The organism is Nocardia salmonicida (assembly GCF_036142455.1).
Taxonomy (GTDB): domain Bacteria; phylum Actinomycetota; class Actinomycetes; order Mycobacteriales; family Mycobacteriaceae; genus Nocardia; species Nocardia salmonicida.
In genome coordinates this window covers 2,360,330-2,384,524 of the sequence record NZ_CP108014.1, presented here as the reverse complement: position 1 = coordinate 2,384,524, position 24,195 = coordinate 2,360,330, and the positions used below count along the sequence as shown (strand labels likewise).

Genomic DNA, 24,195 nt, shown 5'->3' with positions numbered 1-24,195 from the left:
CTAGCCATCATTCGGAACGGGCGCTCACATCGTCCAATGCCGCCGCGATCGCGCGCGGCAACTCCAGGGTTTCGGCGGCCAGCACTCCGGTGAGCTGACCGATGTCGCGGGCACCCACGATCATGCTCGTGATGCCGGGCCGATCACGGATCCAGGCCAGCGCCACCGCCAACGGCGACGTGCCGAGCCCGTCGGCGGCGGTGACCAGCGCGTCGACCACTCTGGTCGCGCGATCGTCGTCGAGCCTGCGCCGGATCTCGGCAGCGGTCGCCTCGTCGGCGCCCCGCGAATCCGCGGGAACACCGTCGCGATACTTGCCGGTCAGGATCCCACCGGCCAACGGTGCCGACGCGATGACGCCCACCCCGTGATGGCGAGCGGCGGGAATCACATCGTTCTCGGTACCACGCGCGAGCAGCGAGTACGGCGTCTGCGCGGCTGTGATCGGCGCGATCGCGGCCAGACTGGCCAACTGCCACGCTGCGAACCCGCGCACACCCGCGTACCGGGTACGGCCGGTCCGCACCGCGGTGTCGAGGGTGGCCGCGACCTCGTCGAGCGGCGTGTACGGATCCCAGGCGGCGATGCTCCAGATGTCGAGATGGTCGGTGCCCAGTTCGAGCAGGGTGCGGTCGAGTTGTTTGAGCAGGGTGCGCCGCGACGAGTCGACCACCGGACCCACCGCCGCGGGCGCGGGCACCGAGTCACCGACCCCGGCGCCGGGTGCGTGCATCACCACCCCCGCGCTGCCACTGAGGACCAATTCGTCACGCGAGACCAAGTCGCCGAGCAGATCCGCCAGGATCCGCTGCGCCGCCCCCTCGCCGTAGACGGGAGAGATGTCGACGAGCGTGCCACCGGCCTCGGTGAACGCCGCCAACTGCACCGATGCCTCGTCGGCATCGGTATGTGTCCCCCAGGTATGGGTCGCCAACCCGATTCGCGACACCCGAAGTCCGCTGCGTCCCACCGTTCGCTGTTCCATCACCGCGCCCGCGCATTCGTCACGGCGACAGCCTAATGTGCGCGCCTCCGCAACCTCACTCGGCGACCCGTGCCGCGGCGCGGCAGAACCCGATCTCGGCGACCGGCGGGCGACGACCGAGGGCGCCGACAGGTAGGGTCGCTGCGAGATCGTGGCCGTTACGGCCGGATATGTAGCAAAAGCCCAGGAGGACGCGGTCTTTCGGGCGCGAGTCAGCAGGAGGACGTGGTGGGCGAGGCGATGACCTGGTTCCAGGCATTGGTACTCGGACTAGTGCAGGGACTCACCGAGTTCCTGCCGATCTCGTCCTCGGCGCACCTGCGCATCGTGTCGGGCGTGTTCTTCGGCGACGACGCGGGCGCGTCGTTCACCGCGGTCACCCAGCTCGGCACCGAGGCAGCGGTGCTGGTGTATTTCGCCAAGGACATCCAGCGCATCGTCGTCGCCTGGTTCACCACGCTCGGGATGCGTTGGCGCGAACGGTCCCAACGCGAGGTCGCGGTGGGAGACCGGGTCACCACGAAGCTGCCGGTGATGGACCGCAGTGCCCGCGACGCCCACGAACGCGACACCCAGCGCGAACTCGACTACCGCATCGGCTGGTACGTGATCATCGCCACCATCCCGATCGGGGTGTTGGGCTTCCTGTTCAAGGACGAGATCCGCACCGGGGCCCGCAACCTGTGGTTGGTGTCGTTCATGCTGGTCGCGTTCGCGCTGGTGATCGCCGCGGGTGAGCATTTCGGCAGCAAGGCTCGGCCGCTGAGCCAGCTCACGACCAAAGACGGCATCGTGATGGGTCTTGCGCAGTGTCTGGCGTTGGTCCCCGGCGTCTCCCGCTCCGGCGCCACCTCGACCGCGGGTCTGTTCCTCGGCCTCGAGCGTGAAGCGGCCGTGCGGTTCTCGTTCCTGCTGGCCATCCCCGCGGTGACCGCATCGGGCCTGTTCAGCCTGCCCGACGCCTTCGAACCGGCCGGTGAGGGCCTCAATGCCAGTGGGCCGCAGTTGCTGGTTGCCACCCTCGTAGCGTTCATCGTCGGCTATGCCTCGGTGGCGTGGCTGTTGAAGTTCGTCGGCAAGCATTCGTTCTACTGGTTCGTCGGCTACCGGATCATCCTCGGCGTCACGATGCTGGGCCTGCTGGCCACCGGCGTCGTCTCCGCGACCTGATCCCGAAGTCAACCCATGGTTAGGCTGGTCCCATGACGGTGATCCTGCTCCGGCACGGTGTGTCGACCTCCAACACCGCGCGCACCCTCGCGGGGCGCTCACCCGGCGTCGAACTCACCGAGCGCGGCACCGAACAGGCCGCCGCGGTGGCCGACCGGCTCGCGATGCTGCCGATCGAACACATCGCCAGCTCGCCGCTGCTGCGCTGTCAGCGCACCGTGGCGCCGCTGGCCGAGAAACTCGGTCTCGAACCCGAGCACGACGAACGACTCATCGAGGTCGACTACGGCGACTGGACCGGGCGCCCGATCGCCGAACTCCTCAACGAACCGCTGTGGCGGGTCGTGCAGGGTCACGCCTCGGGCGCGGTGTTCCCCGGTGGGGAAGGCCTGGCCCAGGTCCAGCAGCGTGCGGTCGCCGGAGTCCGCGATATCGAACGCACACTGGCCGAGAAGGCGGGCCGGGATGTGTTGTGGGTGGCGTGCGCGCACGGCGACGTCATCAAATCGATCCTGGCCGACGCTCTGGGCCTGCATCTGGACAGCTTCCAGCGGATCGCGGTGGAGCCGGCCTCGATCAGCGTCGTCCGCTACGGCACGCACGGGCCGTCGGTGTGGAAGTTCAACGACACCGGCGCCGATCTTTCCGCGCTGGCCGCGGCCGCACCGACGACACCGACACCCGGTGGAGAGGTGCCGACGGCCGCGAACGCGGATAATGGGAATGCGGGGCACCGCGATTCTCCTTAGAGGAGTGTGTTCGTGAGTGTCGATCAGGGTCACGTATCAGGAGGTGCATGTGTCACGCGCAATCCATGTATTTCGCACCCCCGATCGTTTCGTCGCCGGGACCGTCGGTGAACCGGGCGATCGTTCGTTCTACCTGCAGGCCGTGCAGGAGCCGTTGGTGGTGAGTGTGCTGCTCGAGAAGCAGCAGGTGAAAGTGCTCGCCGACCGGATGGGTCTGCTGCTCGACGAGGTAGCGCGCCGCTTCGGCGCCGAGGTGCCGCCCGAAGGTGAGGACGTGCGCGATGTCGCGCCGCTGGTCACCCCCATCGACACCGAATTCCGGGTCGGCACCATGGGTCTGGGCTGGGATTCCGACGCCAACGCCGTGGTGGTCGAGTTGCTCGCGATCACCGAAACCGAGGTCGACGAATCGGTGGTGCTCGACGACACCGACGAAGGACCCGACGCGGTGCGCGTGTTCCTGACCCCCATCCAAGCGCGGGAGTTCGCGTTGCGGTCGGCGCGGGTGATCGCGGCAGGGCGCCCACCGTGCCCGCTGTGCGGGGAACCGCTGTCCTCGCGCGGGCACATGTGTGTGCGCACCAACGGGTACAAGCGCGGCGAGATCTTCGGCGCCGCCGAACTCGAAGAGGAGTGATCTCGGCGTGCCGGTACTCACCGAAGGGGATCTCGACATCGTCGGCCGGATCGGCGTGGCCAGCAATCTCACGCTGGTCTGTGAGATCGCCGCACCCGAACCCGACGGTGCCCCGCTGCGGGTGGTGTACAAGCCGGTACGCGGTGAACGACCGCTGTGGGACTTCCCCGACGGCACCCTGGCCGGGCGTGAAGTCGCGTCGTATCTGATCTCCGAGCACCTCGGCTGGGGCGTGATCCCCGAAACAGTGCTGCGCGACGGGCCTTTGGGGCCGGGCATGGTGCAGCGCTGGGTCACCTCGGTCGACAACCGCACCGACGCCCGTCAGCGCCTGGACCTGGTCGACCTGTGTACGCCCGGAACCGTGCCCGAGGGATTCTGTGAGGTTCTGCGCGCCCTCGACGAGCAGGGCAACGAGGTCTCACTCATCCACGCCGACGATCCGCGTCTGCAACGGATGGCGGTGCTGGATCTGTTGCTCAACAACGCCGATCGCAAAGGCGGGCACGCGCTGGAAGGTATCGACGGTCAGGTCTACGGCGTCGACCACGGCATCTGCCTGCACACCGAACCGAAGCTGCGCACCGTGCTGTGGGGTTGGGCGGGGCGCCCGGTGCACGAGTCGCTGATCACCGATATCTCCACCTTCGCCGCGAATCTGCCCGGCGCCGTCGCTGATTCGCTGGCCGTCCACATCACCGACGCCGAGATCACCGCGCTCACCGAACGCGCGAAAGCCCTACTCGAACACCCGGTGATGCCGGTGCCCAACTCCTCGCGACCGATTCCCTGGCCCGCTTTCTGACAGCACGTCCGCACACCGGTGAGTTTCGAGCGCGTGGGAGGTCTACACGGTCATGAGGAAACTGATCTACGGATTCGGCGTATCCCTGGACGGCTACGTCAACGACCGCGAGGGCGGCATCGACTGGACCGAACCGGACGAGGAGCTGCACCAGTTCCACAACGACAGGTTCGGCGGGCTCGACATCGCGTTGAACGGTCGTCGGCTGTATGAGCTGATGGCCGAGTACTGGCCGCACGTGCCCGAGGACGCACCGCCCATCCAGCGCGAATTCGGCGAGTTCTGGACGAACAAGCCCAAGGTCGTCTTCTCCCGCACACTCACCGAGGTCGAGTGGAACAGCACCCTGGTCAGTGCGAACGCGGTCGAGGAGGTCCGCAGGCTCAAGGCAGGCGGTGACGGCGTCATGGAGGTCGGCGGCGCGAGCCTGGCGGCCTCGCTGATGCCACACGGTCTCATCGACGAGTATCAGGTGTTCGTCTCGCCCGTGGTGCTCGGCGGCGGCACACCGATGTTCCCGTTGCTGGACAAGCGCATCAGGCTCCGCCTGGTCGAGACCAGGCGCTTCGAGACCGCGGTGCTGCTGCGCTACCTCGTCGACTGAGCCGGCGCCACCACCGAGGTCTTTTCGGGGATGCCGGGGCTCTGTTGCCTGGTCAGCCCCGGTGCTAGTGTGCTCCAAGCACTTTCGTTGTCCCCGTGAGATCTGAGGAAACCTATGTCGACCCGTTCTATTGTTACCGCCTCCGCTGCCGCGTTGCTGCTCACCGGTGCTGCCGCTGCCGTTGCCGCACCCGCGCAGGCGTTCCCCGCCGGGTGGTGGGCTGAGAAGACCTACGTGTGTTCCTCCACCAACCAGGTCGGCGCGCCGCTGCCCGACGTTACGGTGAAGGCGGGCAACGAGGTCGGTGCGGCGTACTACGCGACGCAGCAGCTCGGCCCGGACGCGGCGCAGATGCAGTGCCGCGAACTCTGATGTGATCTGTTCGGTGTCGCCGCACGTCGGGGAGCGGTGGCACCGAAGCTCATCCTGGGTGGGTGAGCACGAATTCGCTCACCGCCGCAGTCTGATTCAGCAGTGCGTGTCCGACCCCGGGCAGCACACGCACCTCGCCTCGCGTGAAGGCGCCGCGGGCGCGTTCGGCGGTACGCGCCGAATCGAACAGGGCATCGCGTTCGCCGACGATTACCAGGACCGGGATGTCCACCCTGCGTAGTTGTTCGTCGCGGAAAATAGGCACATTGACTGGGCGCGGCGCGAAATGGGCGAATGTCAGCTCGATGTCGTCGATGATCGGGTCCGCTTCCGGACCGTCGAGACCCAGACCGGCGCGGGCCATGTCGCGCGCGCTGTGCTTACCGATCATCCGCAGGCCGATCGCCTTCACCAGCCAGCCGTAGCGATGCTTGCCCAGTCCACCCGGGCACAGCAGCACCAGTGTGGTGACCCGACCCGGCCTGCGCAGCACGTAATCGAGTGCGGTCCACCCGCCCAGTGACATGCCGACCAGCGCCACGGTGTCGAGGCCGAGTGCGTCGATGACCTCGTCGAGCCAGCTCGCGGTCGCGTCGCTGTCCAGTGGCAGCCGGGTAGGGACGCTGAATCCTGGTTCGCCGGGCAGATCCACCGCGTACACGCGGAAACTTCTCGACCAGTCGGCGATGTCGGCGCGCCAGGTGCTCGCATTGGCTCCTGAGCCGTGCAGCACCAGCAGCGGCGGTGCGTCGACGGGTCCGGAGACCACGACGAATGTTTCTCCGACCTCGGTGTCGATCCGCCGTTCTTCGCGCGGGACCGGCCAGGCGTCGAGGTGCTCGCGGTAGCGCCGGTGGATGAGCTCTCGGCCTTCGTCGGATTTGTAGATCATGAGGTGAGGATTCCGTCCAGGTAGTCGAGGAGGCGGGAACTGTCGGCGAGGCTGCCGAGCAGGATGACTTTGAGGCGATTGCGGGCCGGGTCGTAGCTGGTTTCCACGCGCATGCGCTGACCGCCCGCGCCTCGGGTTCCGGCGGTGGCGGTGAGCAGAGTGGTGATCCGGTCGACGGTGGCGCGGTCGATGTCGTCGATCTCGACGATGCAGGAGGACTCGGCATGGCGATGGGGCGCTGTCTGCGGCGTGGTGATCGGCAGCCCGGTGAACGCCTCGAGGTCCTCGTGGGTGATGCGGTACTGCTTGCCGATGCGGGCGGCGGGCAGTTTGCCGTCGCGCACATAGCTGCGCACGGTGCGGACATGTAGTCCGAGAAGTTCTGCAACCTGCTCGACCGAATAGAGACGATCCGTCATAAAACGACCGTAAACGAACGTGCAGATAAGTATCAATAGGGAAGTTCAGGTAGTTGCGGACTGTGACAATGATCGCGATGGCAACCGTTCGCCCAGGTCGGAACGCACAATGGGCACGACACGCCCGATTCGACCCGTTACCGCTGTGACCAGGGGATCTGCCTGAACGCAAACCTTGACGGTGGCGCCGCGACACGTTTGTGTGCAGGTAGCGGGCCGTGCCGCGACACCGCGAGCAACCCCATGGGCCGGGCCGCGAGCCGAGCGCATCCGCGGGGGCTCTACCCTCGAAGACATGCAGTCCTGGTCCGATATCTCCCTGCCGACCGTCCCCGGAACAGGGCCGCCGTTGCGTTTGTACGACACCGCCGATCGTCAGATCCGCCCGGTCACCCCCGGCGAGACCGCGAAGATGTACGTCTGCGGCATCACCCCCTATGACGCCACCCACCTGGGTCACGCCGCGACCTATCTGACGTTCGACCTGGTCAACCGGATCTTGCGCGACGCGGGCCACGACGTGCACTACGTGCAGAACGTCACCGACGTCGACGACCCGCTGTTCGAACGCGCCGACCGCGACGGCATCGACTGGCGCGACCTCGGCAGCCGCGAGATCGACCTGTTCCGTGAGGACATGACCGCCCTACAGGTGCTGCCGCCGCGGCACTACATCGGCGCCATCGAATCGGTCGAGGAGGTGGTGGAGCTGGTGCAGAAGCTGCTCGCCGCCGGCGCCGCCTACATCGTCGACGACGCCGAGTACCCCGACATCTACTTCCGCACCGACGCCACCGAGCAGTTCGGCTACGAATCCGGGTACGACCGCGCGACGATGGAGACGCTGTTCGCCGAACGCGGTGGCGACCCCGACCGGGCAGGCAAGCGTGACCCCATCGACGCCCTGCTGTGGCGGTCAGAGCGCCCCGGCGAGCCGTCGTGGCAGGCGCCCTTCGGGGCAGGCCGCCCCGGCTGGCACATCGAGTGTACGGCGATCGCACTCAACCGCCTCGGCGCCGAGTTCGACATCCAGGGCGGCGGCTCGGACCTGATGTACCCCCACCACGAATACTCCGCCGCACACGCCGAGGCGACCACCGGCGCCCGCCGCTTCGCCCGCCACTACGTGCACGCCGGGCTGATCGGCCTCGACGGCGAGAAGATGTCGAAGTCCAAAGGCAACCTCGTGCTCGTGTCGAAGCTGCGCCGCTCCGGGGTCGACCCCGCCGCGATCCGCCTCGGCCTGCTCGCCGGGCACTACCGCTCCGACCGCATGTGGACCGACGAGGTCCTCACCGCCGCGCAGCGCCGCCTCGACCGCTGGCGTGAAGCGGTGTCGCTGACCGCGGGCCCCTCGGCCACCGACACCATCGCCCGGTTGCGTCAGCACCTGGCCGACGATCTCGACACCCCGAAAGCCCTCGACACGATCGACAACTGGGCCGAACAGGCCATCGCCTACGGCGGTACCGACACCGAAGCCCCCACCCTGGTCCGCACCGCCGTCGACGCCCTGCTGGGTATCAGTCTCTGACGCCGTCGCGGCTCACCGCGGCGCCGCTCGAGCTGCGTCGACTTGTGATCAGCCGCCGGTAGAGTCGCCTGGAAGTGAGGCGCGGGGCGCTGTCGCGTCGTGCGGACGACCGGCGACAGGAGCGACGATGCCCCAGAATCAACCGGCCTCCGTTACGACCGTCCTGCACGTGGGCGGGCAACTGCGCGCCAGCTCCCACGGGGTACTCACCAACGGGTTGCGCCACCGTCCCGGCGTTCTCGCTGTCGACCCGAACCCCGTCGCCCAAACGGCGACCGTCACCTACGATCCCACGCGAACATCCGTCGCCGATCTGCGCACCTGGGTCCGCGACTGTGGCTACCACTGCGCGGGACGCTCCGTACCGAGGCACGTCTGCGACCCGACGAGCGAGCCGACCACCCCGCACCATGTCGAGTCCTCGGGCCACTCCGCACAGCCCGGAGACCCGCCGCAGGCGACACACACGCACGGCGGGCATGCGTCGCTGTCGATGGACGACATGGCCCGCGACATGCGCAATCGGTTCCTCGTCGCGCTCGTCTTCTCCGCCCTGGTGATGCTCTGGTCGCCGATGGCCACGCACATGCTCGGCCTGCATCTGCCCACTCCGTTCGGGCTGCGCGCCGATATCTGGATGTTGGTCCTGAGCCTGCCGGTGATCTTCTATTCCTCGACCATCTTCTTCACCGGGGCATGGGCGGCGTTGCGGGCCCACACGCTGGACATGATGGTGCTGGTCTCGGTGGGCATCGGCACGGGATGGCTCTATTCGCTGGCTGTGACGTTCACCGGTGGCGGTGAGGTGTTCTACGAGGCCTCCACGATGTTGGCGACGTTCGTGCTGCTGGGGCACTGGTTCGAGATGCGCGCGCGCAGCGGCGCGGGAGACGCGGTGACGAGCCTGCTCGACCTGTCGCCACCGAAAGCTGTGGTGCTGCACGGCGGCAAGGAAATCGAGGTGCCGACCGCCGAGGTAGGAGTCGGTGACGTGCTGCTGGTGCGGCCCGGCTCGAAGATCGCCGTCGACGGCACCGTACTGGAGGGCTCCAGCGAAGTCGACGAATCGATGGTGACCGGCGAGAGCATGCCGGTACACAAGGAACCGGGCTCTCCGGTGATCGGCGCGACCATCAACAGCACCGGCAGCCTGCGGGTGAAGGCCACCAAGATCGGTTCCGACACCGCTCTGGCCCAGATCGTCGAACTCGTGCAGCAGGCACAGAATTCGAAGGCGCCGGGTCAGCGACTGGCCGACCGGGCGGCATTCTGGCTGACCCTGGTCGCGCTGCTGGGCAGCCTGACCACGCTGGTGGTGTGGTTGCTCGTCGGTGCGTCGTTGAGCAAGGCGCTGCTGTTCGCGATCACGGTTGTGGTGGTGACCTGCCCGGACGCGCTGGGATTGGCGACGCCGACGGCGATCATGGTCGGCACCGGGCTCGGCGCCGCACGCGGTGTGCTGTTCAAGAATGCGACAGCACTCGAGGACGCCGCGCGCATCGACGTGGTGGTGATGGACAAGACCGGCACCCTCACCAAGGGTAAACCCGAGGTCACCGACGTGATCACCGCGCACGGCGTGGATACCGACAGGGTGCTGGCACTGGCCGCGGCGGTGGAACTCGACTCCGAGCACCCCCTGGCCCGAGCCGTCGTCGACTACGCGAAAGCCCATGGCGTGCAGATTCTCTCGGCCACCGACTTCCTGAACGTGGCAGGGCGCGGCGCGAAGGCCACCGTCGACGGGCAGCAGGTGATCGTCGGCAACCGCGGCCTGCTCGATGCCGACCACATCGCACTGGGCGAATTGGCGAAACATCGTGACGAGCTGGCGGCCTCGGGCCATACGGCGGTCCTGGTCGCCGTCGACGGGCGCGCGCAAGCGGTGATCGCGCTGGCCGACGCCCCACGCCCGACCGCCGCCGACGCGGTGCGGGCGCTACACGAGCTGGGCGTCGGCGTGATCATGCTGACCGGCGACAACAAAGGCACCGCCGAACGTATCGCGCGCGATCTCGGCATCGACACCGTGATCGCCGATGTCCTACCCGAAGACAAGGCCGACCGGATCGCGGATCTTCAACGCAGCGGCAAGTTGGTCGCGATGGTCGGCGACGGCGTCAACGACGCGCCAGCCCTGGCCCGCGCCGACCTCGGTGTCGCCATCGGCGCGGGCACCGACGTGGCCATCCAGACCGCCGACGTCGTGCTCATGCGCTCGGACCCGTACGCGGTGTCGACGGCCCTGCGCATCGGCCGTGGCACCGTCCACAAGGAACACCAGAACCTGGGGTGGGCAGTCGGTTACAACGGCCTGGCCTTGCCGATCGCGGCCGGTGTCTTCGCTCCGTGGGGTCTGACCATGCGCCCGGAGATCGCGGCGATGGCCATGTCGGGGTCGAGCCTGATCGTGGCCCTCAACGCCTTGCACCTCAAACGCCTGTCACTGCCGTCGGCGGACCGGTAGCACCGAGCGGCGTGCCCATCGGTGCCGGTTGCCCGCAGTGTGCTGCGCTTATACTGTGGGGCCACAGCGCAGCTGACCTGCCGTCGATCGGAGAGCGTCACATGGGGTGCTACCAGCACATCATCGTGGGAACCAACGGCTCGGAGTCCGCGCAGACGGCGGTAGCGGTGGCGGGGGAGTTCGCGGTGCGCCTGGGTATTCCGGTGACCGCGGTGAGCGTATGGAAGGACGCGGGGCGCAAATCGGGCACCGATGCCGAATGGGCCGAAGACAACACGCGCACGGCCGCCGAAGCTCTCCTCGAAGCCGGTGTGGCCGAGGTCGTCGGCATCGAACTCGACGGTGCGGCGGGCGCGTTACTGCTCGAGATCGCCGAACGCGAACCCGGCACCTTGCTCGTGATCGGTGGGGGCAGCCTGGGCAGTTCCAAGGCGCGTCTGCTCGGCTCCACAGCCAATCACGTGTCACACCACAGTCAGACCGATGTGGTGTTCACCAGCAAGGTTCCCAAACGATGGACCACGGTCGGTCTCACCACCGACGGATCGGCGAGTTCGCTGACCGCGGTCCGTCGCGGCTACGACCTGGCCCTCGCGCTGGCCGCGCGCCCGTTCCTGGTGACCTCCGCCAAAGTGGACCAGGACGGTGTCGACACCTTGATCGACGTGGAAGCTCAGCTCGCGGTCGAGGACCCGGAACTGTTCGGGCGTGATGTCCTCACCGGGGTCCCCGCGGCAGAGGCGATCTGCAACTCGGCCTGGAAATACGACCTCGTCGTGATCGGCAACCGCGGAATGAGCGGGCCCGCGCGCCTTTTGGGCTCGGTAGCCAACAAGGTCACCCACGACATCGACACCAACCTGCTGCTGGTCAACACCACGCACTGATTCCTCGGCCCATGAGTCGAGGTCGCGCAGTCCCGGCGATGCTGCCGGCGGGCTCCGCGCCACGTGGCGCGCGCCGAGAACGCCGTATCCGGTCCCGATCAAATGTTTGCTCCGGTATAGCGGGTAACGGCTGAACTTGCCAGAAACGCGGAGTTCGGTCGCCTATGATGTCCGTACGCGCGATGTTCGCCACACAACGGAGTGGACGCCGGATGAATGCTGGAATCGAGGCGGCGGGGTTCTTCGGCCTGCTGGACTGGGAGAAGACGACCGGTCTGAGCAGGTTCTGGGTCGACATGATCACCATTCCGATCTTCAGCGCCATGGCCGGTCTGATCACCAACTGGACCGGGGTGATCATGCTGTTCGCGCCGGTACGCTTCACCGGCTTCTACGTGCCGGGCTTGAAAACGATCTTTCCGCTGCTGCCGCGCAAAGTGCAGATCCTGCCGACCTTCGCCCCCGGCGGCATCCTCGGCTTCCAGGGTTTCATTCCGGCGCGCTCGGAGAAGATGGCGAGCCTGATGGTCGACAACGCGGTCGCCAAGATCGGCACCGCCAAGGACTTCTTCGACCAGATGGATCCGCGCAAGATCTCCGAGCAGGTCGCGCTGGTGGCGCTGCCGAACGTGCGCTCGATGGTCGACTCGATCATGGACGCCGAGCACCCGCGACTGTGGGCCGACATGCCGCCGCGCGCACGTGAAGCCATCTACACGCGGGTGGAGGCCGAGCTGCCCGCGATCACCGATCGCGCGTTCGACTTCATCGGCGAGAACATCGACCAGCTCCTCGATGTGAAGCTGATGGTCGTGGGCTACCTGCGCCGTCGGCCCGAACTGCTCAAGGATGTGATCTACGGGCTCGGCGCCCCGGAATTGCGCTTCATGATCCGCAGTGGGGTGCTGGGGTTCCCGTTCGGGGTCATCGTGGCGCTGTGGTTGTCGTTGCTGCACTACAGCTCACCGCACGGCGACAGCCCCGCGGTGATCTCGCTACCCGGCTGGCTCTACGACATCCTGCATTTCCTGCCCGCGTGGGCATGGGTGCTCGTCGGTGGCGCGACGGTGGGTGTGCTGGTCAATATCATCGCGATCAAGGTGGTGTTCGAACCCTCGGTGCCGCAGCCGCGCTACCGATATCCGTGGCGGGTCGCGAAATTCGCGAAACGCCAGTACCAGGCCGCGGCGGATCTGGGACACGCGATCGGGTATCAGATCGTCACCCTCGACGTCGTCGCCGAGCAACTGCTCGACGGGCCGAGCGGTGACAAGACCCGCGCGGTGATCGCCCATTTCCTCGAGGCCGAGATCGACCGGATCCTCGGCCCGTTGCGCTCGGTGACCCGGCTCGCGATCGGGCCGCGCCACTTCGACGCCATCCAGGCCACCGCCGGCGCGAACCTGGCCACCGAGATGAAGCCGTGGCTGGTCGAGGACATCGAGTTCTCCCAGACCACCGCGGCCAGCGTCGACCGGCTCGCCACCGAGAAGCTGCGTGAACTCCCCCCGGAGGAGTTCGTCGAAATGCTCTACACCGCCATCGAACAGGACGCCTGGCTGCTGTATCTGCACGGTGGCGTGCTGGGTGCCTGCATCGGTGCCCTCCACCTGCTGATCTTCGGAGCATGAGCATGGAGCCCACCCCTGATCGCGAACCCGGCATTCCCACCGATCTGCTCGGCTTGGCGCGGATCGCGGGACAGTCGTTGCGCCACATCGTCGGCGCGGTGACCAAGGGTGCGGTGCACACCGCCACCGATCTCGTCGACGACCTCCGCTCCGGTGAACCGATATCGCAGATCTTCGACGAACGCGTGGATCTGTTCCGTCGCGCCGCGTTGAGCGCGCTCGGTCTGTCCAGCACCGCCACCGGCGTCTACGGCGCGGTCGAAACCGAGGTCGACGCCGACGATCTCAAAGCGATGGGCGATGCGATGATCACCGAGGGCTGGGATTGCGCGCAGCAACCGCGCGACCTGCACCCGTCGTTCGTACCGATCCTGCACGACCTGACACCCGACGAAGCGCGGATCCTGCGCTTCCTCGCCGTCGCCGGACCGCAGCCCTCGATCGACATCCGCACCAAGGCGCCGTTCGGGATCGGCTCGCAACGGCTGGCCGACGGTATCAACATGATCGCGGCGATGGCCGGGTGCGCGCTGCCCGACCGTGACCACCACTATCTGGGCAACCTCAGTCGTCTCGGGCTGATCCGCTTCTCCACCGAACCGGTGGCCGATTTCCGTCGCTACGCGTTCCTCGAAGCCCAGCCCCCGGCACAGGCGGCCTACAAGTCGGTGAAGATGCGGGCGATCAGCTCGTACCGCAGCATCTACCTGACGGTGTTCGGAAAGCAGTTCTGCCACGCGTGTTTCGTGCTGGGTGACTACACCGGGGGCGGCTGGGCAAGCGATGACCGTGGCGACATCTACCTGGGCAAGGGCCCCCGGCTGCCGTGATCAGTCCCGCCCGCGCAGCGCGTCGAGGACATCGGCGAACATCACCGATTTGATCGCGGTCATCGTGGTCTGATCCTTGCCGCCCAGCGGTGCGACCAAAGCCAGTGCGGCATCGAGGACTTCGCCTTCGGCGGCGGTGGCGTCGACCAGATCCAGCGCGAGTGCGTCGGGGCCACCGAAGCGCCGCGCCGTGGTCATGCTGGCGACGGCCGTCTTGGGGGGCACCTTCGCCTGGATGAGCGCGGCCATGCCGTTGGTGAACGGGATGCGGATGTCGGCCTCAGGGAAGCAGAAGTAGCCGCGGTCGGCGCGCATCACCCGGTAGTCGTGGGCCATGGCCACCATCGCACCCGCACCGAAGGCGTGTCCGCCGATCGCGGCGACCGTCGGCATCGGCAAGGTGAGGACCCGGGCGAACAGGGTGTGCACCGCTGCGACGTATTCGGCGGCCCGGTCGCCGTTGGCCGTGAGCCAGTCCAGGTCGAGGCCGTTGGAGAAGATCTTGCCGGTCGCGGTGGTCACCAACGCGTGCGCGCCCTCGGCCACGACGGTGTCGAGGTGGGTCTGCGCTTCGATGAGGAAGTCGGGGGAGAAGCGGTTCTCGCCGTCGCCGAGGTCGAGCACGGCGATCGAATCATGGTGGCGCAGTGTGGGCACGGGGTTCCTTTTCAGTGGGGGCCGAGGTCGAGGACGGCTCGCACGGCAGCACGCAGCTGTGCGCGGGCCAGGGGATCGGTGAGCCGGTCGCGGCGCAACAGCAGCGCGGTGGGCAGATCTACCAGGCAGGTGGTGACGGTGGCGACGCCGCGCCGGTCCGCGCGACCCCACAGGGCACGCGAGAGCCGGTTGAGCGCGGCGACGAGCGCCTTCTCGGTGTCGGCGATCTCCTGCGCCAGAGCGGGGGCGATGTCACCGGCGAGCAATTCGGCACGATCGACGAGCAGCAGCAGGCGCGCGGAGTCGGGGTGCTGCTCGGCCAACCGCGCCGGGGCCTGCGCGGCGTCGAGGACCGCGTCGATGCGGGTTTCGGGGTCGGTTGCCGCGACGGCGCGGTCGATGTCGGCCGACTGCAGGGCCAGGAATCGGTGCGCGGCGCGTAACCAGGTGCGCGCCAGCACAACCTGGCGAGACTGAAATGTGTGATAGAGCGCGCCATTGGATACTCCGGTAGCGGCGGCGACTGCGCGCACCGTGACAGCGGCGGGTCCGGAACGGGCCGCGAGCTTTTCGGCGGCGTCCAGAACCGTCTGTGGGTCGTGAGTGCGCGGTCTCGGCATGAACAATAGTTTACAGAGCGTGCGCTCCGCTATTCCATTCGGATGCACTTTCAGGCCGTTGTGCACGTATTTCGTTCCACCACTTGGCATTTCGTCGGCAAATCGGCCGAATATGACACAGCATAGACAACGCTATGGACGCGCGAGGGCTCGATACGATGGGGTACTGTTCGGATTCTTCGGCCCTGCCCGCACGAACAGAACGGCATCGCGATGTCCCGAGTGGTCACCAAGGAGCAGTACTTCGACACCGCGGTGGCGGTGCTCGCCGAGTTCGGTTTCAAAGGTCTCAACATCGGGGTGCTCTGCCGTCGCCTCGGTGTTACCAGTGGCTCGTTCTATCACCACTTCGGCTCCTGGCAGGGCTTCGTCGACACCCTGCTCGAACACTGGGAGAACCGTCAGATGGTCGAGCTACGCGCGCTCGATGTCGGCCACGGTGACGCCGACGCCGACGTGCGCGCCATGTCGGTGCTCGCCAGCGGACTCGAACACGGCGCCGAGGCCGCGCTGCGCGCCTGGGCGGCCAACGACGAATCGGTACATGTGACCGTCAAGCGAGTCGACGAGTCACGCCGGCGCACCGTGCACCGCGTGATCGACGGCGTCGTCGACGACACCGCCACCGCCACCGTCGTCACCGAATTCGGCATGGCCATGATCATCGGCTACCAACAGCTCGCCGCCGCGGGCGAACCCACCGAACTCGACCACTTGCTCGCCGAGTACGCCCGCCTGATCTACTCCCACCGCGGCTGACCGAGCAGCCGGGTCATCCGAGCAGCTGGTCCACATAGCACCAGCGCCACGCTTCGCCCGGCTCCACACTGCGCATCACCGGATGCGTCGAGGTGCGGAAGTGGGCGCTGGCGTGGTCTCCGATCGAGGACTCGCAGCAGCCGATGTTCCCGCAGTCGGTGCACATTCGCAGATGCACCCAGCGCAGACCCTCGTCGAGGCACGTCTGGCACACCAGCTCACCGGCAGGTGGCTCCAGCAAGAGCGGAGCCTCGTCGAGATGCGCGCACCCCAGTGCCCCGGCCGCGGTCGACAGCGTTTCGACCCCGCGCGCGTCATCGCGTTCGTCGAAGCGGTCGATCATCGACTCCTCGAGATCGAGGCGGGCCAGCACATGTTGCAGCACTTCGTAGTCCACGGCTCCCGCATCGCGGACCTTCAGTACCGCGTCGCGTTCGGCGCTCAGCATCGCCAGCCGTAGCCGCCGGTATTCCGCGGTCGGGGTCACCAGTTCCGCCTCGGGGCGACCCAACCGTTCCCACGCGGCATTGGAACGCCAGATCAGTCGTTGACGCAGCGACTCGATCACCGGCTCGGGGGTGTTCGGCCCGATCCGGCGGTCCAGTTCGGCCAGGCCCGCGGTCGAAGCCTGTTGGAGCAGATCAGCTTTGGCGAGCGCGTCTTCTTCGCGGCTGGGCCCGCGCAACCGCAGCCACCGCACCAGCCACGGCAACGAACTGCCCTGGACGAGCAGCGTGCCACCCACCACGACCAGCGCGAGCAACTCCAAGACCGGCAACTGCGGTGTCGATTCGGGCAGCAACAACACCGCCGCCAAGGTCACCACCCCGCGCATCCCCGCCCACGACACCACCGCCGCGTGACTCAACGGCTCGCTCGCGCGCCCGAACAGCCTGGCCACCAACACCGGCGTGAACACCCACACCGGGCGAGCCAGCATCACCGCGGCCAGCACACCCACCGCCGCCACGACGAGGGTGCCGTGATCCAACCCGCTGTGCCAGGCGCCTTCGACGATCCAGCGCACCTGCAAGCCGATGATCAAGAACACCGCGCTCTCCAGAATGAACTGGATGGTGCGCCAATTGGTGGTCTCGGCGACGCGCGAAGCCGCCCCCTGCCATCGCTGCGCGCCGTGTCCGAGGATCATCCCGCACGTCACGACCGCGATCACGCCGGAAGCGTGAAAATGTTCGGCAGGCAGATACGCCACGAACGGGGCCAGCAGCGAGACCGAGGTATCCAGCACGGGATCGGTGATCCGCCTGCGCAACATCGCCAACGCCGCCGCCACCACGGCCCCGATGACGCCGCCGCCGACAGCGGCGAGCAGGAAATCTCCGCCCACCTGCCACGCCGTCACCGCACCGGCCATCGCCGCGATGGCCGAACGCAATGCCACCAGCGCGGTCGCGTCGTTGAACAGCGACTCGTCCTCGAGCACTGTCACGATGCTGCGCGGCATCCCGGTGCGCCGTGCCACCGCGGTCGCGGCCACGGCGTCCGGGGGAGCGACCACCGCACCCAACGCGACCGCCGCCGCGAACGGCACCGGCAGCAACCACCACACCACCAACGCCACCGCGAACGTGCTGAACAGCACCAGCCCTACCGACAGCGACGCGATGGTGCGCAGGTTGTCCTTGAAATCGACCAGCGACGTGCGCAGCGCGGCGGTGTAGAGCAACGGCGGCAACAAACCGAGCAGCACCACCTCCGGCTCGAGATGCACCTGCGGCACCATCGGCAGATACGACGCGGCCACGCCGGCCAACGTCAGCACCAGCGGTTCCGACACCCCGAATCGCCGCGCCAGCGCCGCCAGCGCGGTCGCCGAGCCGATGAGGACAACCAGACCGATTGCGACATCCACTCGCGCATTCTGTCATCCACGAACCGGTCAGTCCGTTGGCGCCGCCTCAACCAGCCTGTTCGTCCCAGGAGCCCTGTCGTGTCTGCTCGTCGGTCGTGAGGTGCTCGACCGCGCCCCACACCCGCAATGCCAGGCGCGGGCCCTCGCGTCGCCACTGCGACACCGACGCGTTGGGCACCGGCTCGAGCGAATCCGGCACCGGCGCGCCGAGTCCGTCGAGGATGTAGCGCAACGACACCACTACCGCATCGTGGGTCACCACCAGTACCTGCTCGCCCGCGGCCACCACATCCAACTCGTCGAGGAAACTGCGCACCCGCAACGCCACATCGGCCAGCGATTCCCCGCCCGGCGGGCGATACACCCAGTTGCCGACCAGTTCACGGCGCGCACCCTCCTCGGGCGCGCGCCGCCGGATCGCCCGGTACGGATGCAGTTCGAACACCCCCATCTCCCGATCACGCAACCGTTCGTCGACCAGAGTGCGGATCGGGCGTAGTTGCCGGTTGCGGGTGGCGGCCGCCTCGGCCATCACCGCCCAGGTGACTCGGGTGCGCAGGTAGGGCGAGCAGACCACCAGCGTGGGCCGCTGCACACCGGACAACCCCGCCAGCCAGTCACCGAGACGCTGCGCCTGCCACTGCCCGTGCGCGGTCAATTCCACCGCCGAGTCGGTCCCGCGCATCGGCCGCTGTCCGGTCGCCGGGTCGGCGAACCACACATTGGCCTCACTCTGTGCGTGGCGCACCGCCCACAACCCGCCCAGCGCGCGCGGCACCACCAGTCCTTCGGGCATCTGCACCCACCCCCTCCGCTGTTCGAACCCCATCGATGTCCTTCGTGCTCGTCCCGTCGTGCTCGTCCCGTCGTGCCCGGACGCGCCAGGGAATAGCGGCTTCATCGCCGGCGTTACACACCCCGAATTCGAACGCCTGTCCAGTACCGTCCGGCGGACCACCGCCGCACCCCGTGATGCGCCGCAGGAGGCCCCGCTTGTCCACCAGAGTAGAGATCTGGACCGACATCAATTGCCCGTTCTGCTACCTGGGCAAAGCACGGTTCGAACAAGCCCTGGCCGACTTCGCGCACCGTGACGACGTCGAGGTCGTGCACCGGTCCTTCGAACTCGATCCGACGCTGCCCGCCGGTTCCACGCGCCCGGTCATCCCGGCGATCGCCGAGAAATACGGCATCACCGTCGAGCAGGCCGCCGCCAACGAACGCGGCATCGGCGCCCAGGCCGCGGCGATGGGTCTGCCCTACCAGACCGTCGGCCGCGACTCCGGCAACAGCTTCGATATGCACCGGCTCCTGCACTTCGCCCTCGACCAGGGCAAACAGGACGCCATGCTCGACGCGCTCTACGCGGGCAACTTCGCCGAAACCGAACCCGTCTTCGGCGACCCCGAACGTCTCGTGGCATTGGCCGTGCGCGCGGGTCTGGACGAGACCTCGGTGCGTGCGGTGCTCGCGGACCCCGACGCCTACGCCGACGCGGTCCGCGCCGACGCAGCCGAAGCTGCCGCGCTCGGTGCCACCGGTGTCCCGTTCTTCGTCTTCGACGGCAAATACGCGGTCTCCGGCGCTCAGCCCGCCGAAACGTTCACCCGGGCGCTGAACACTGCCTGGAACGATCGACCCGCCCCTCAGCTCATCGCCGACGGCGAGACCTGTGGTCCCGATGGCTGCGCGGTCCCCGCCACCGAGTCCGCGGCGAGCAACTGACCGCCGCGGTTTCCCGAGTCAGGCCAGGTCGATGACGACCTTGATATCGGACCCACCCGGATCGAACGCCTCGATCGCCCGATCCAGCGGCAGTCGCCGGGTGATCAACCGTTCCAGCCACGACTCGTCGGCTTCGGCCAGCGCCTGCGCGCCCTGTTCGTAGTGGTGGCGGTTCGCGTTCACCGAACCGAACACCAGCGCGTTGTCGAGCACGATATTGCGGTTCAACCCGCCCACATCGACATCGGTGTCGACACCGGGCGTAGACACTCCGGTCAAACAGACGATCACGCCCGGGTTGTCGATCTCCATCGCCTGCAAGGCCACCGCGGGCGCACCGGTCGCCTCGATCACCACATCGGGCCGGATCGCCTCCGCGACCGCCGCCGCGGTCCCCGTGTGGAAGGTGCCGCCCAACGCCTCGACCAGCTCTTGTTTCGTCCCGCCACTGGTGCGATCGAGGACGTGTACGTCGAGGCCGCGCTGTCGGCCGAGTAACGCCGCCAGCAACCCGATCGGGCCTGCGCCGGTGACCAGAACCGTGCGCGGATCGAACCAGGCGCGGTGGTTGATCTTCTCGATCTGATCCCACGCCTTGGCGACCACCGTCGTCGGCTCCAACAGCACCCCGACCTTCTCCAGCGCCGGATCCAGCCGCACCGCGAAGTCCTCGGGCACCACCCAGGCCGTCGACCCGTAGCCGTCGATCTCCTTGATCCCGCGCTCGACGTACATTCCGTTGCGGCACATGTCCCACTCCCCGCGCGCGCATGCCCCGCACGGCACCGGATCCGGCCTGCGCACGATCCCGACCACGAGGTCGCCGGGGGCGAACGCGCTGCCCTCTGGTGCGGTCTTCACCCGGCCCAGCGATTCATGCCCCAGGACCATCCGTGGCTTGCCCGGTGGCAGCCAGCCGTAGTTGCCCTGCGCGATATCGCGGTCGGTGCCGCAGATGCCCAGCGAGATCCCGTCGACGAGCAGTTCGCCGGAACCGACGACCGGATCGGGGACATCCTCCACACGCAGCGATTGCTTCTGCATGGGAATCACTGTCAACGCACGCATTTCGGCATCCCTTCCGCCCGGACGGGCCAACGGTCGACGTCTGCACGAACCACATCCACGACACCCGGGGGAGCAACCCCATCGCGAACTCGCCGCGAACTCGGACTACCTGCGACAACGGTACGCGAACACCAGAGGAACGCCGAGACATCAGTCGTGTCGGTCGACTCGGCTACGGTGGACAGCGCTCGCACCGATCGACCCGTGGCCAGTTGGAGGCGTCTTGCGCATCATCGTCCGGATCCTGCTCGTGCTCGCCGCACTCGTGTGCGCGCTCGCACCGGCCTCGGCCGCTCCGTCGGTCGATGAGGCCACCACACGCAAGATCGACGAACTGCTCAGCGTGCGCGCCGAATCGGGCGATCTCGGCCGTGGTGAACTCATCGAACGGCTCTCCGCACGCCTGCTCGGCACCCCCTACGGTGCGAACATGCTGATCGGCTCGGCCACCGAACCCGAACAGCTCGTCGTCGACCTGCGCCGCGTGGACTGCTTCACCTACCTCGACTACATCGACGCCGCTTCCCGCTCCGCCGACCGCGACCAGTTCCTCACCAACCTGATCGCCACCCGCTATATCGACGGCCGGGTCGAATTCGCCCAGCGCAAGCATTTCTTCACCGACTGGGCCACCCGGGAGCGCCTGGCGGCCACCGACATCACCGCGAGTCTGAGCCCCGCCGCCGTCACCACCACCAAACACCTCAACGCCAAAGCCGACGGCAGCACCTACCTGCCCGGCGTCCCCGTGGTCGACCGCGCCGTCACCCACATCCCCTCGGGCGCTGTCGACGGGGCAGTGTCGGGCGCGCTTCGCACGGGCGACTACCTCGGTGCCTACACCCCCGAGGCCGGTCTCGATGTCACCCATGTCGGGTTCGTCGTGCAAACCCCCACCGGTCCCGTCTTCCGCAACGCCTCCTCCCTCGCCGCGAACAACCAGGTCGTCGACACACCCCTGAGCGACTACCTTCGGACCGTCCCCGGCATCGTCGTCCTGCGCCCGCTCTGACCGACTCCAAGGATTCGCCATGACCACGCTTCCCGACCGTCCGAATACCGCATTGCTCGTCGTCGACGTCCAGAACGGTGTCGTCGACGAAGCGCCCCGTCGCGACGAGGTCGTCGCGAACATCACCACCCTCGTCGAGCGTGCCCGCGACGCCGATATCTCGATCATCTGGATCCAGCACTCCTCCGAGGACCTCGTCGAAGAGAGCGATCCCTGGCGCTACGTCCCCGAACTCACCCGCGCCGACACCGAACCGCTGGTTCACAAGCGCTACGGCGACTCGTTCGAAGACACCGAGCTCGAGGGGCTGCTCGCCGCTGTGGGTGCCGGTCACCTGATCGTCACCGGCGCCGAATCCGACGCCTGCATCCGCTCGACCATCCACGGCGCCTTCGTACGCGGCTACGACGTCACCCTCGTCGGCGACGCGCACACCACCGGCGACAAAACCCGCTGGGGCGCACCGAAACCCGAAGACGTCATCGCTCACACGAACCTGTACTGGCAGTTCCAGCAAGCGCCCGGTCGTGCCGCGGCGGTCCGCCCGACCGAAGAGCTTGACTTCAGGTCGACCTGAGCAAGCACGGTGGTCTCATGACCACCTTCGGATACGAACAGAGCATCGGCTACGACCGGCGCGCCACCCGACTCCTCGCCGGTCTGTACCGCCGAATCGCCACTGACATCGATACCCGCACCACCGACTCGGCCACGGTCGTCGATCTCGGTACGGGTCCGGGAAAGCTGTTGTCGCACCTGGCAACTCGTCGCCCCGACCTACACCTGCACGGCATCGACCTGTCCCCGCACATGATCGACATCGCCCGCCGCACCCTCGCCGGGCAGCCGGTCGAGCTGGCCGTGGCCGACGTCGCCGAGCTGCCTCACCCCGACGGGAGCATCGATTTCGCCGTGTCGAGCCTGAGCATGCACGAATGGCCCGACCTGCCGACCGCGGTCACCGAACTGCGGCGAGTGCTGCGCCCCGGCGGCGGTGCCGGGATCTATGACTTCCGCTTCTCGCGAACCCGCCAGATCCGGCACACACTCGGTGCGGTCTTCGGTGCGGTCGACACCGAAGCAGTGCGCCTGCCATGGCATCCCGTCGCCGTGTTCACCTGCTATCGCGTCACCGCATAGGCTCGGCGGATGGCCGAGGAACACACCACGATCGGTGCGGTGGCGACACAGTTCGGTCTGGCGCCCCACGTGCTTCGCCACTGGGAGGACCGCGGGCTGCTCTGCCCACCGCGTGACTCGGCCGGACGCCGCCACTACCGCAGCACCGATATCGACACCGTCGCGATGATCGTCCTCGGTAAGAAAGCCGGGTTGTCCCTCGACGATCTCGCCATCCTGTTCACCCGCGCTCCCGACCGCGCCACCCGCCGCGAGGTACTCGAGGCCCACCGCGACCGCCTCGCCGACCAGATCGCCCGCACACGCTCCGCCCTCGACGCCGTCACCCACGTACTCGAGTGCGATGCCGAGGACTTCCGCACCTGCCCGCACTTCCGTGCCGAACTCGACGGGGTCCTCGACACCCGAGGTGGGCGGCCGCTGTCCTGAAACCCGCCCGACGTGGGACGATCGCCCCTGTGACCGGCACACCCGCGAAACCACAGCACCTGCGCGACCTCGCGCTGCTGCGTCGTGTGCGCGACCGCATCGACCGCGAGTACGCCCAGCCACTCGACGTCGAAGCGCTCGCCCGCGGCGTACACATGTCGGCCGGACACCTCAGTCGACAATTCCGCCTCGCCTACGGGGAATCGCCGTACTCCTACCTGATGACCCGCCGCATCGAACGCGCCATGGCACTGCTGCGCCGCGGCGACCTGAGCGTCACCGATGTCTGCTTCGCGGTCGGCTCATCCTCGCTGGGCACCTTCAGTACCCGCTTCACCGAACTCGTCGGCGTACCGCCCAGCATCTACAAACAGCAGCAGGACGAACAGACCGCGGGCATGCCGTCGTGCGTGGTCAAGAAGGTGACCAGACCGATCAGGAATCGAGAAGCTTCCGCTCCGGCCGACAATTAGCGTGGTCGGCATGAACCTCACCATTCACCAGAGCTACCTGCCCCAGGACGATCCCGACGCCGCGCTCGCCTTCTACCGCGACGCGCTCGGCTTCGAGGTACGCAACGATGTGGGCTACAACGGGATGCGCTGGATCACCGTCGGCCCCACCGGCCAGCCCGATACCTCCATCGTGCTGCACCCACCGGCCGCCGACCCCGGCCTCACCGACGACGAACGTCGCGTCATCAGCGAAATGATGGCCAAGGGCACCTACGCCGGTATCAACCTCGCCACCGACGACCTCGACGGCCTGTTCGAAAAGCTGCAGGCCGGAGACATCGAGGTCGTCCAGGAACCCACCGATCAGCCCTACGGTGTGCGCGACTGCGCCTTCCGCGACCCCGCCGGAAACATGGTCCGCATCCAGCAGACCAAGTAAGCCATCGCGCCGGTAGATTCGGTATCCGGCGATGTC

At 67.6% G+C, this 24,195-nt stretch carries 27 protein-coding genes; 19 read left to right on the top strand and 8 right to left on the bottom strand.

The annotated features are described in order from the left end of the window. Positions 1-7: 7 nt before the first annotated feature. A complete protein-coding gene (locus tag OHS03_RS11285; RefSeq protein ID WP_056819960.1) occupies positions 8-985 on the bottom strand; it encodes an aldo/keto reductase in 978 nt (325 codons plus the stop codon). 228 nt (positions 986-1,213) lie between these two features. On the opposite strand from OHS03_RS11285, the gene OHS03_RS11280 reads away from it, so the two are divergent. The 6 genes from OHS03_RS11280 (at position 1,214) to OHS03_RS11255 (ending at position 5,322) form a co-directional block, all read left to right on the top strand. Beyond that, on the top strand, positions 1,214-2,155 hold the full coding sequence (locus OHS03_RS11280; RefSeq protein WP_328662680.1) for an undecaprenyl-diphosphate phosphatase: 942 nt from the start codon (positions 1,214-1,216) through the stop codon (positions 2,153-2,155). 32 nt (positions 2,156-2,187) lie between these two features. Beyond that, positions 2,188-2,904, top strand: coding sequence for a histidine phosphatase family protein (locus tag OHS03_RS11275; RefSeq protein ID WP_328662679.1), 717 nt, complete (start codon positions 2,188-2,190; stop codon positions 2,902-2,904). 49 nt (positions 2,905-2,953) lie between these two features. Then, positions 2,954-3,541, top strand: coding sequence for a DUF3090 domain-containing protein (locus OHS03_RS11270; protein ID WP_056820470.1), 588 nt, complete (start codon positions 2,954-2,956; stop codon positions 3,539-3,541). Positions 3,542-3,548: 7 nt separating this feature from the next. After that, positions 3,549-4,346, top strand: a complete 798-nt coding sequence (locus OHS03_RS11265) for an SCO1664 family protein (protein ID WP_301907406.1) — start codon at positions 3,549-3,551, stop codon at positions 4,344-4,346. Positions 4,347-4,398: 52 nt separating this feature from the next. Next, positions 4,399-4,950: a dihydrofolate reductase family protein gene (locus OHS03_RS11260; protein WP_328662678.1), complete on the top strand. Its 552-nt coding sequence runs from the start codon at positions 4,399-4,401 to the stop codon at positions 4,948-4,950. Positions 4,951-5,064: 114 nt separating this feature from the next. After that, positions 5,065-5,322 (top strand): hypothetical protein, encoded by a 258-nt coding sequence (locus tag OHS03_RS11255; RefSeq protein ID WP_062981121.1) that lies wholly within the window; start codon positions 5,065-5,067, stop codon positions 5,320-5,322. Between the two features lie 49 nt (positions 5,323-5,371). Here OHS03_RS11255 and OHS03_RS11250 read toward each other — a convergent pair whose 3' ends face one another. Together OHS03_RS11250 and OHS03_RS11245 are read right to left on the bottom strand one after the other, a co-directional pair. Further along, the gene (locus OHS03_RS11250) at positions 5,372-6,214 is read right to left on the bottom strand and encodes an alpha/beta fold hydrolase (protein ID WP_328662677.1); all 843 of its coding nucleotides are present in this window, start codon (positions 6,212-6,214) and stop codon (positions 5,372-5,374) included. Next, positions 6,211-6,633 (bottom strand): helix-turn-helix domain-containing protein, encoded by a 423-nt coding sequence (locus OHS03_RS11245; protein WP_328662676.1) that lies wholly within the window; start codon positions 6,631-6,633, stop codon positions 6,211-6,213. The genes OHS03_RS11250 and OHS03_RS11245 overlap by 4 nt, the downstream gene beginning before the upstream one ends. 295 nt (positions 6,634-6,928) lie before the next feature. Here OHS03_RS11245 and mshC point away from each other — a divergent pair, with 295 nt between their 5' ends. The 5 genes from mshC to OHS03_RS11220 all read left to right on the top strand — a co-directional run bounded on the left by mshC (position 6,929) and on the right by OHS03_RS11220 (position 13,982). Beyond that, positions 6,929-8,167 carry a cysteine--1-D-myo-inosityl 2-amino-2-deoxy-alpha-D-glucopyranoside ligase gene (gene mshC, locus OHS03_RS11240; RefSeq protein ID WP_328662675.1) on the top strand — a complete coding sequence of 413 codons (1,239 nt, stop codon included), beginning with the start codon at positions 6,929-6,931 and terminating at the stop codon, positions 8,165-8,167. A 127-nt stretch (positions 8,168-8,294) separates the two neighbouring features. Continuing rightward, entirely contained in the window at positions 8,295-10,634 is a 2,340-nt protein-coding gene (locus OHS03_RS11235; RefSeq protein ID WP_328662674.1) for a heavy metal translocating P-type ATPase, read from the top strand. A gap of 101 nt (positions 10,635-10,735) precedes the next feature. Then, complete coding sequence (locus OHS03_RS11230) at positions 10,736-11,521, top strand: universal stress protein (protein WP_328662673.1); 786 nt, start codon at positions 10,736-10,738, stop codon at positions 11,519-11,521. 212 nt (positions 11,522-11,733) lie between these two features. Then, positions 11,734-13,152, top strand: a complete 1,419-nt coding sequence (locus tag OHS03_RS11225) for a DUF445 domain-containing protein (protein WP_063003309.1) — start codon at positions 11,734-11,736, stop codon at positions 13,150-13,152. Next, positions 13,149-13,982, top strand: a complete 834-nt coding sequence (locus OHS03_RS11220) for an Abi-alpha family protein (RefSeq protein WP_328662672.1) — start codon at positions 13,149-13,151, stop codon at positions 13,980-13,982. The genes OHS03_RS11225 and OHS03_RS11220 overlap by 4 nt, the downstream gene beginning before the upstream one ends. Here the strand turns inward: OHS03_RS11220 and OHS03_RS11215 are convergent, their stop codons facing one another. Beyond that, the gene (locus tag OHS03_RS11215; protein ID WP_062981135.1) at positions 13,983-14,639 is read right to left on the bottom strand and encodes an enoyl-CoA hydratase-related protein; all 657 of its coding nucleotides are present in this window, start codon (positions 14,637-14,639) and stop codon (positions 13,983-13,985) included. It abuts the gene before it with no gap. A gap of 11 nt (positions 14,640-14,650) precedes the next feature. Further along, positions 14,651-15,259, bottom strand: a complete 609-nt coding sequence (locus tag OHS03_RS11210; RefSeq protein WP_063003310.1) for a TetR family transcriptional regulator — start codon at positions 15,257-15,259, stop codon at positions 14,651-14,653. A 213-nt stretch (positions 15,260-15,472) separates the two neighbouring features. Between OHS03_RS11210 and OHS03_RS11205 the strand changes: the two genes are divergently transcribed. After that, the gene (locus OHS03_RS11205; protein ID WP_056819923.1) at positions 15,473-16,018 is read left to right on the top strand and encodes a TetR/AcrR family transcriptional regulator; all 546 of its coding nucleotides are present in this window, start codon (positions 15,473-15,475) and stop codon (positions 16,016-16,018) included. 13 nt (positions 16,019-16,031) lie between these two features. Here OHS03_RS11205 and OHS03_RS11200 read toward each other — a convergent pair whose 3' ends face one another. Together OHS03_RS11200 and OHS03_RS11195 are read right to left on the bottom strand one after the other, a co-directional pair. Next, the gene (locus OHS03_RS11200; protein ID WP_328662671.1) at positions 16,032-17,891 is read right to left on the bottom strand and encodes a Na+/H+ antiporter; all 1,860 of its coding nucleotides are present in this window, start codon (positions 17,889-17,891) and stop codon (positions 16,032-16,034) included. Between the two features lie 46 nt (positions 17,892-17,937). Then, positions 17,938-18,687 carry a histidine phosphatase family protein gene (locus OHS03_RS11195; RefSeq protein ID WP_063003311.1) on the bottom strand — a complete coding sequence of 250 codons (750 nt, stop codon included), beginning with the start codon at positions 18,685-18,687 and terminating at the stop codon, positions 17,938-17,940. Positions 18,688-18,884: 197 nt separating this feature from the next. On the opposite strand from OHS03_RS11195, the gene OHS03_RS11190 reads away from it, so the two are divergent. After that, the gene (locus OHS03_RS11190; protein WP_328662670.1) at positions 18,885-19,616 is read left to right on the top strand and encodes a DsbA family oxidoreductase; all 732 of its coding nucleotides are present in this window, start codon (positions 18,885-18,887) and stop codon (positions 19,614-19,616) included. An 18-nt stretch (positions 19,617-19,634) separates the two neighbouring features. Here OHS03_RS11190 and OHS03_RS11185 read toward each other — a convergent pair whose 3' ends face one another. Beyond that, complete coding sequence (locus OHS03_RS11185; protein ID WP_328662669.1) at positions 19,635-20,660, bottom strand: glucose 1-dehydrogenase; 1,026 nt, start codon at positions 20,658-20,660, stop codon at positions 19,635-19,637. Positions 20,661-20,907: 247 nt separating this feature from the next. On the opposite strand from OHS03_RS11185, the gene OHS03_RS11180 reads away from it, so the two are divergent. From OHS03_RS11180 to OHS03_RS11155, 6 genes are read left to right on the top strand one after another with little or no spacing between them, the layout of a single operon-like run. Then, positions 20,908-21,696 (top strand): DUF1460 domain-containing protein, encoded by a 789-nt coding sequence (locus OHS03_RS11180; protein ID WP_328662668.1) that lies wholly within the window; start codon positions 20,908-20,910, stop codon positions 21,694-21,696. 19 nt (positions 21,697-21,715) lie between these two features. Continuing rightward, complete coding sequence (locus OHS03_RS11175) at positions 21,716-22,273, top strand: isochorismatase family protein (protein WP_328662667.1); 558 nt, start codon at positions 21,716-21,718, stop codon at positions 22,271-22,273. A 17-nt stretch (positions 22,274-22,290) separates the two neighbouring features. Continuing rightward, complete coding sequence (locus OHS03_RS11170; RefSeq protein WP_328662666.1) at positions 22,291-22,836, top strand: class I SAM-dependent methyltransferase; 546 nt, start codon at positions 22,291-22,293, stop codon at positions 22,834-22,836. Positions 22,837-22,845: 9 nt separating this feature from the next. Then, a complete protein-coding gene (locus OHS03_RS11165) occupies positions 22,846-23,265 on the top strand; it encodes a MerR family transcriptional regulator (protein WP_328662665.1) in 420 nt (139 codons plus the stop codon). A 29-nt stretch (positions 23,266-23,294) separates the two neighbouring features. After that, on the top strand, positions 23,295-23,738 hold the full coding sequence (locus tag OHS03_RS11160) for a helix-turn-helix transcriptional regulator (RefSeq protein ID WP_328662664.1): 444 nt from the start codon (positions 23,295-23,297) through the stop codon (positions 23,736-23,738). A gap of 10 nt (positions 23,739-23,748) precedes the next feature. Continuing rightward, a complete protein-coding gene (locus OHS03_RS11155; RefSeq protein ID WP_056820461.1) occupies positions 23,749-24,159 on the top strand; it encodes a VOC family protein in 411 nt (136 codons plus the stop codon). Positions 24,160-24,195: the final 36 nt, after the last annotated feature.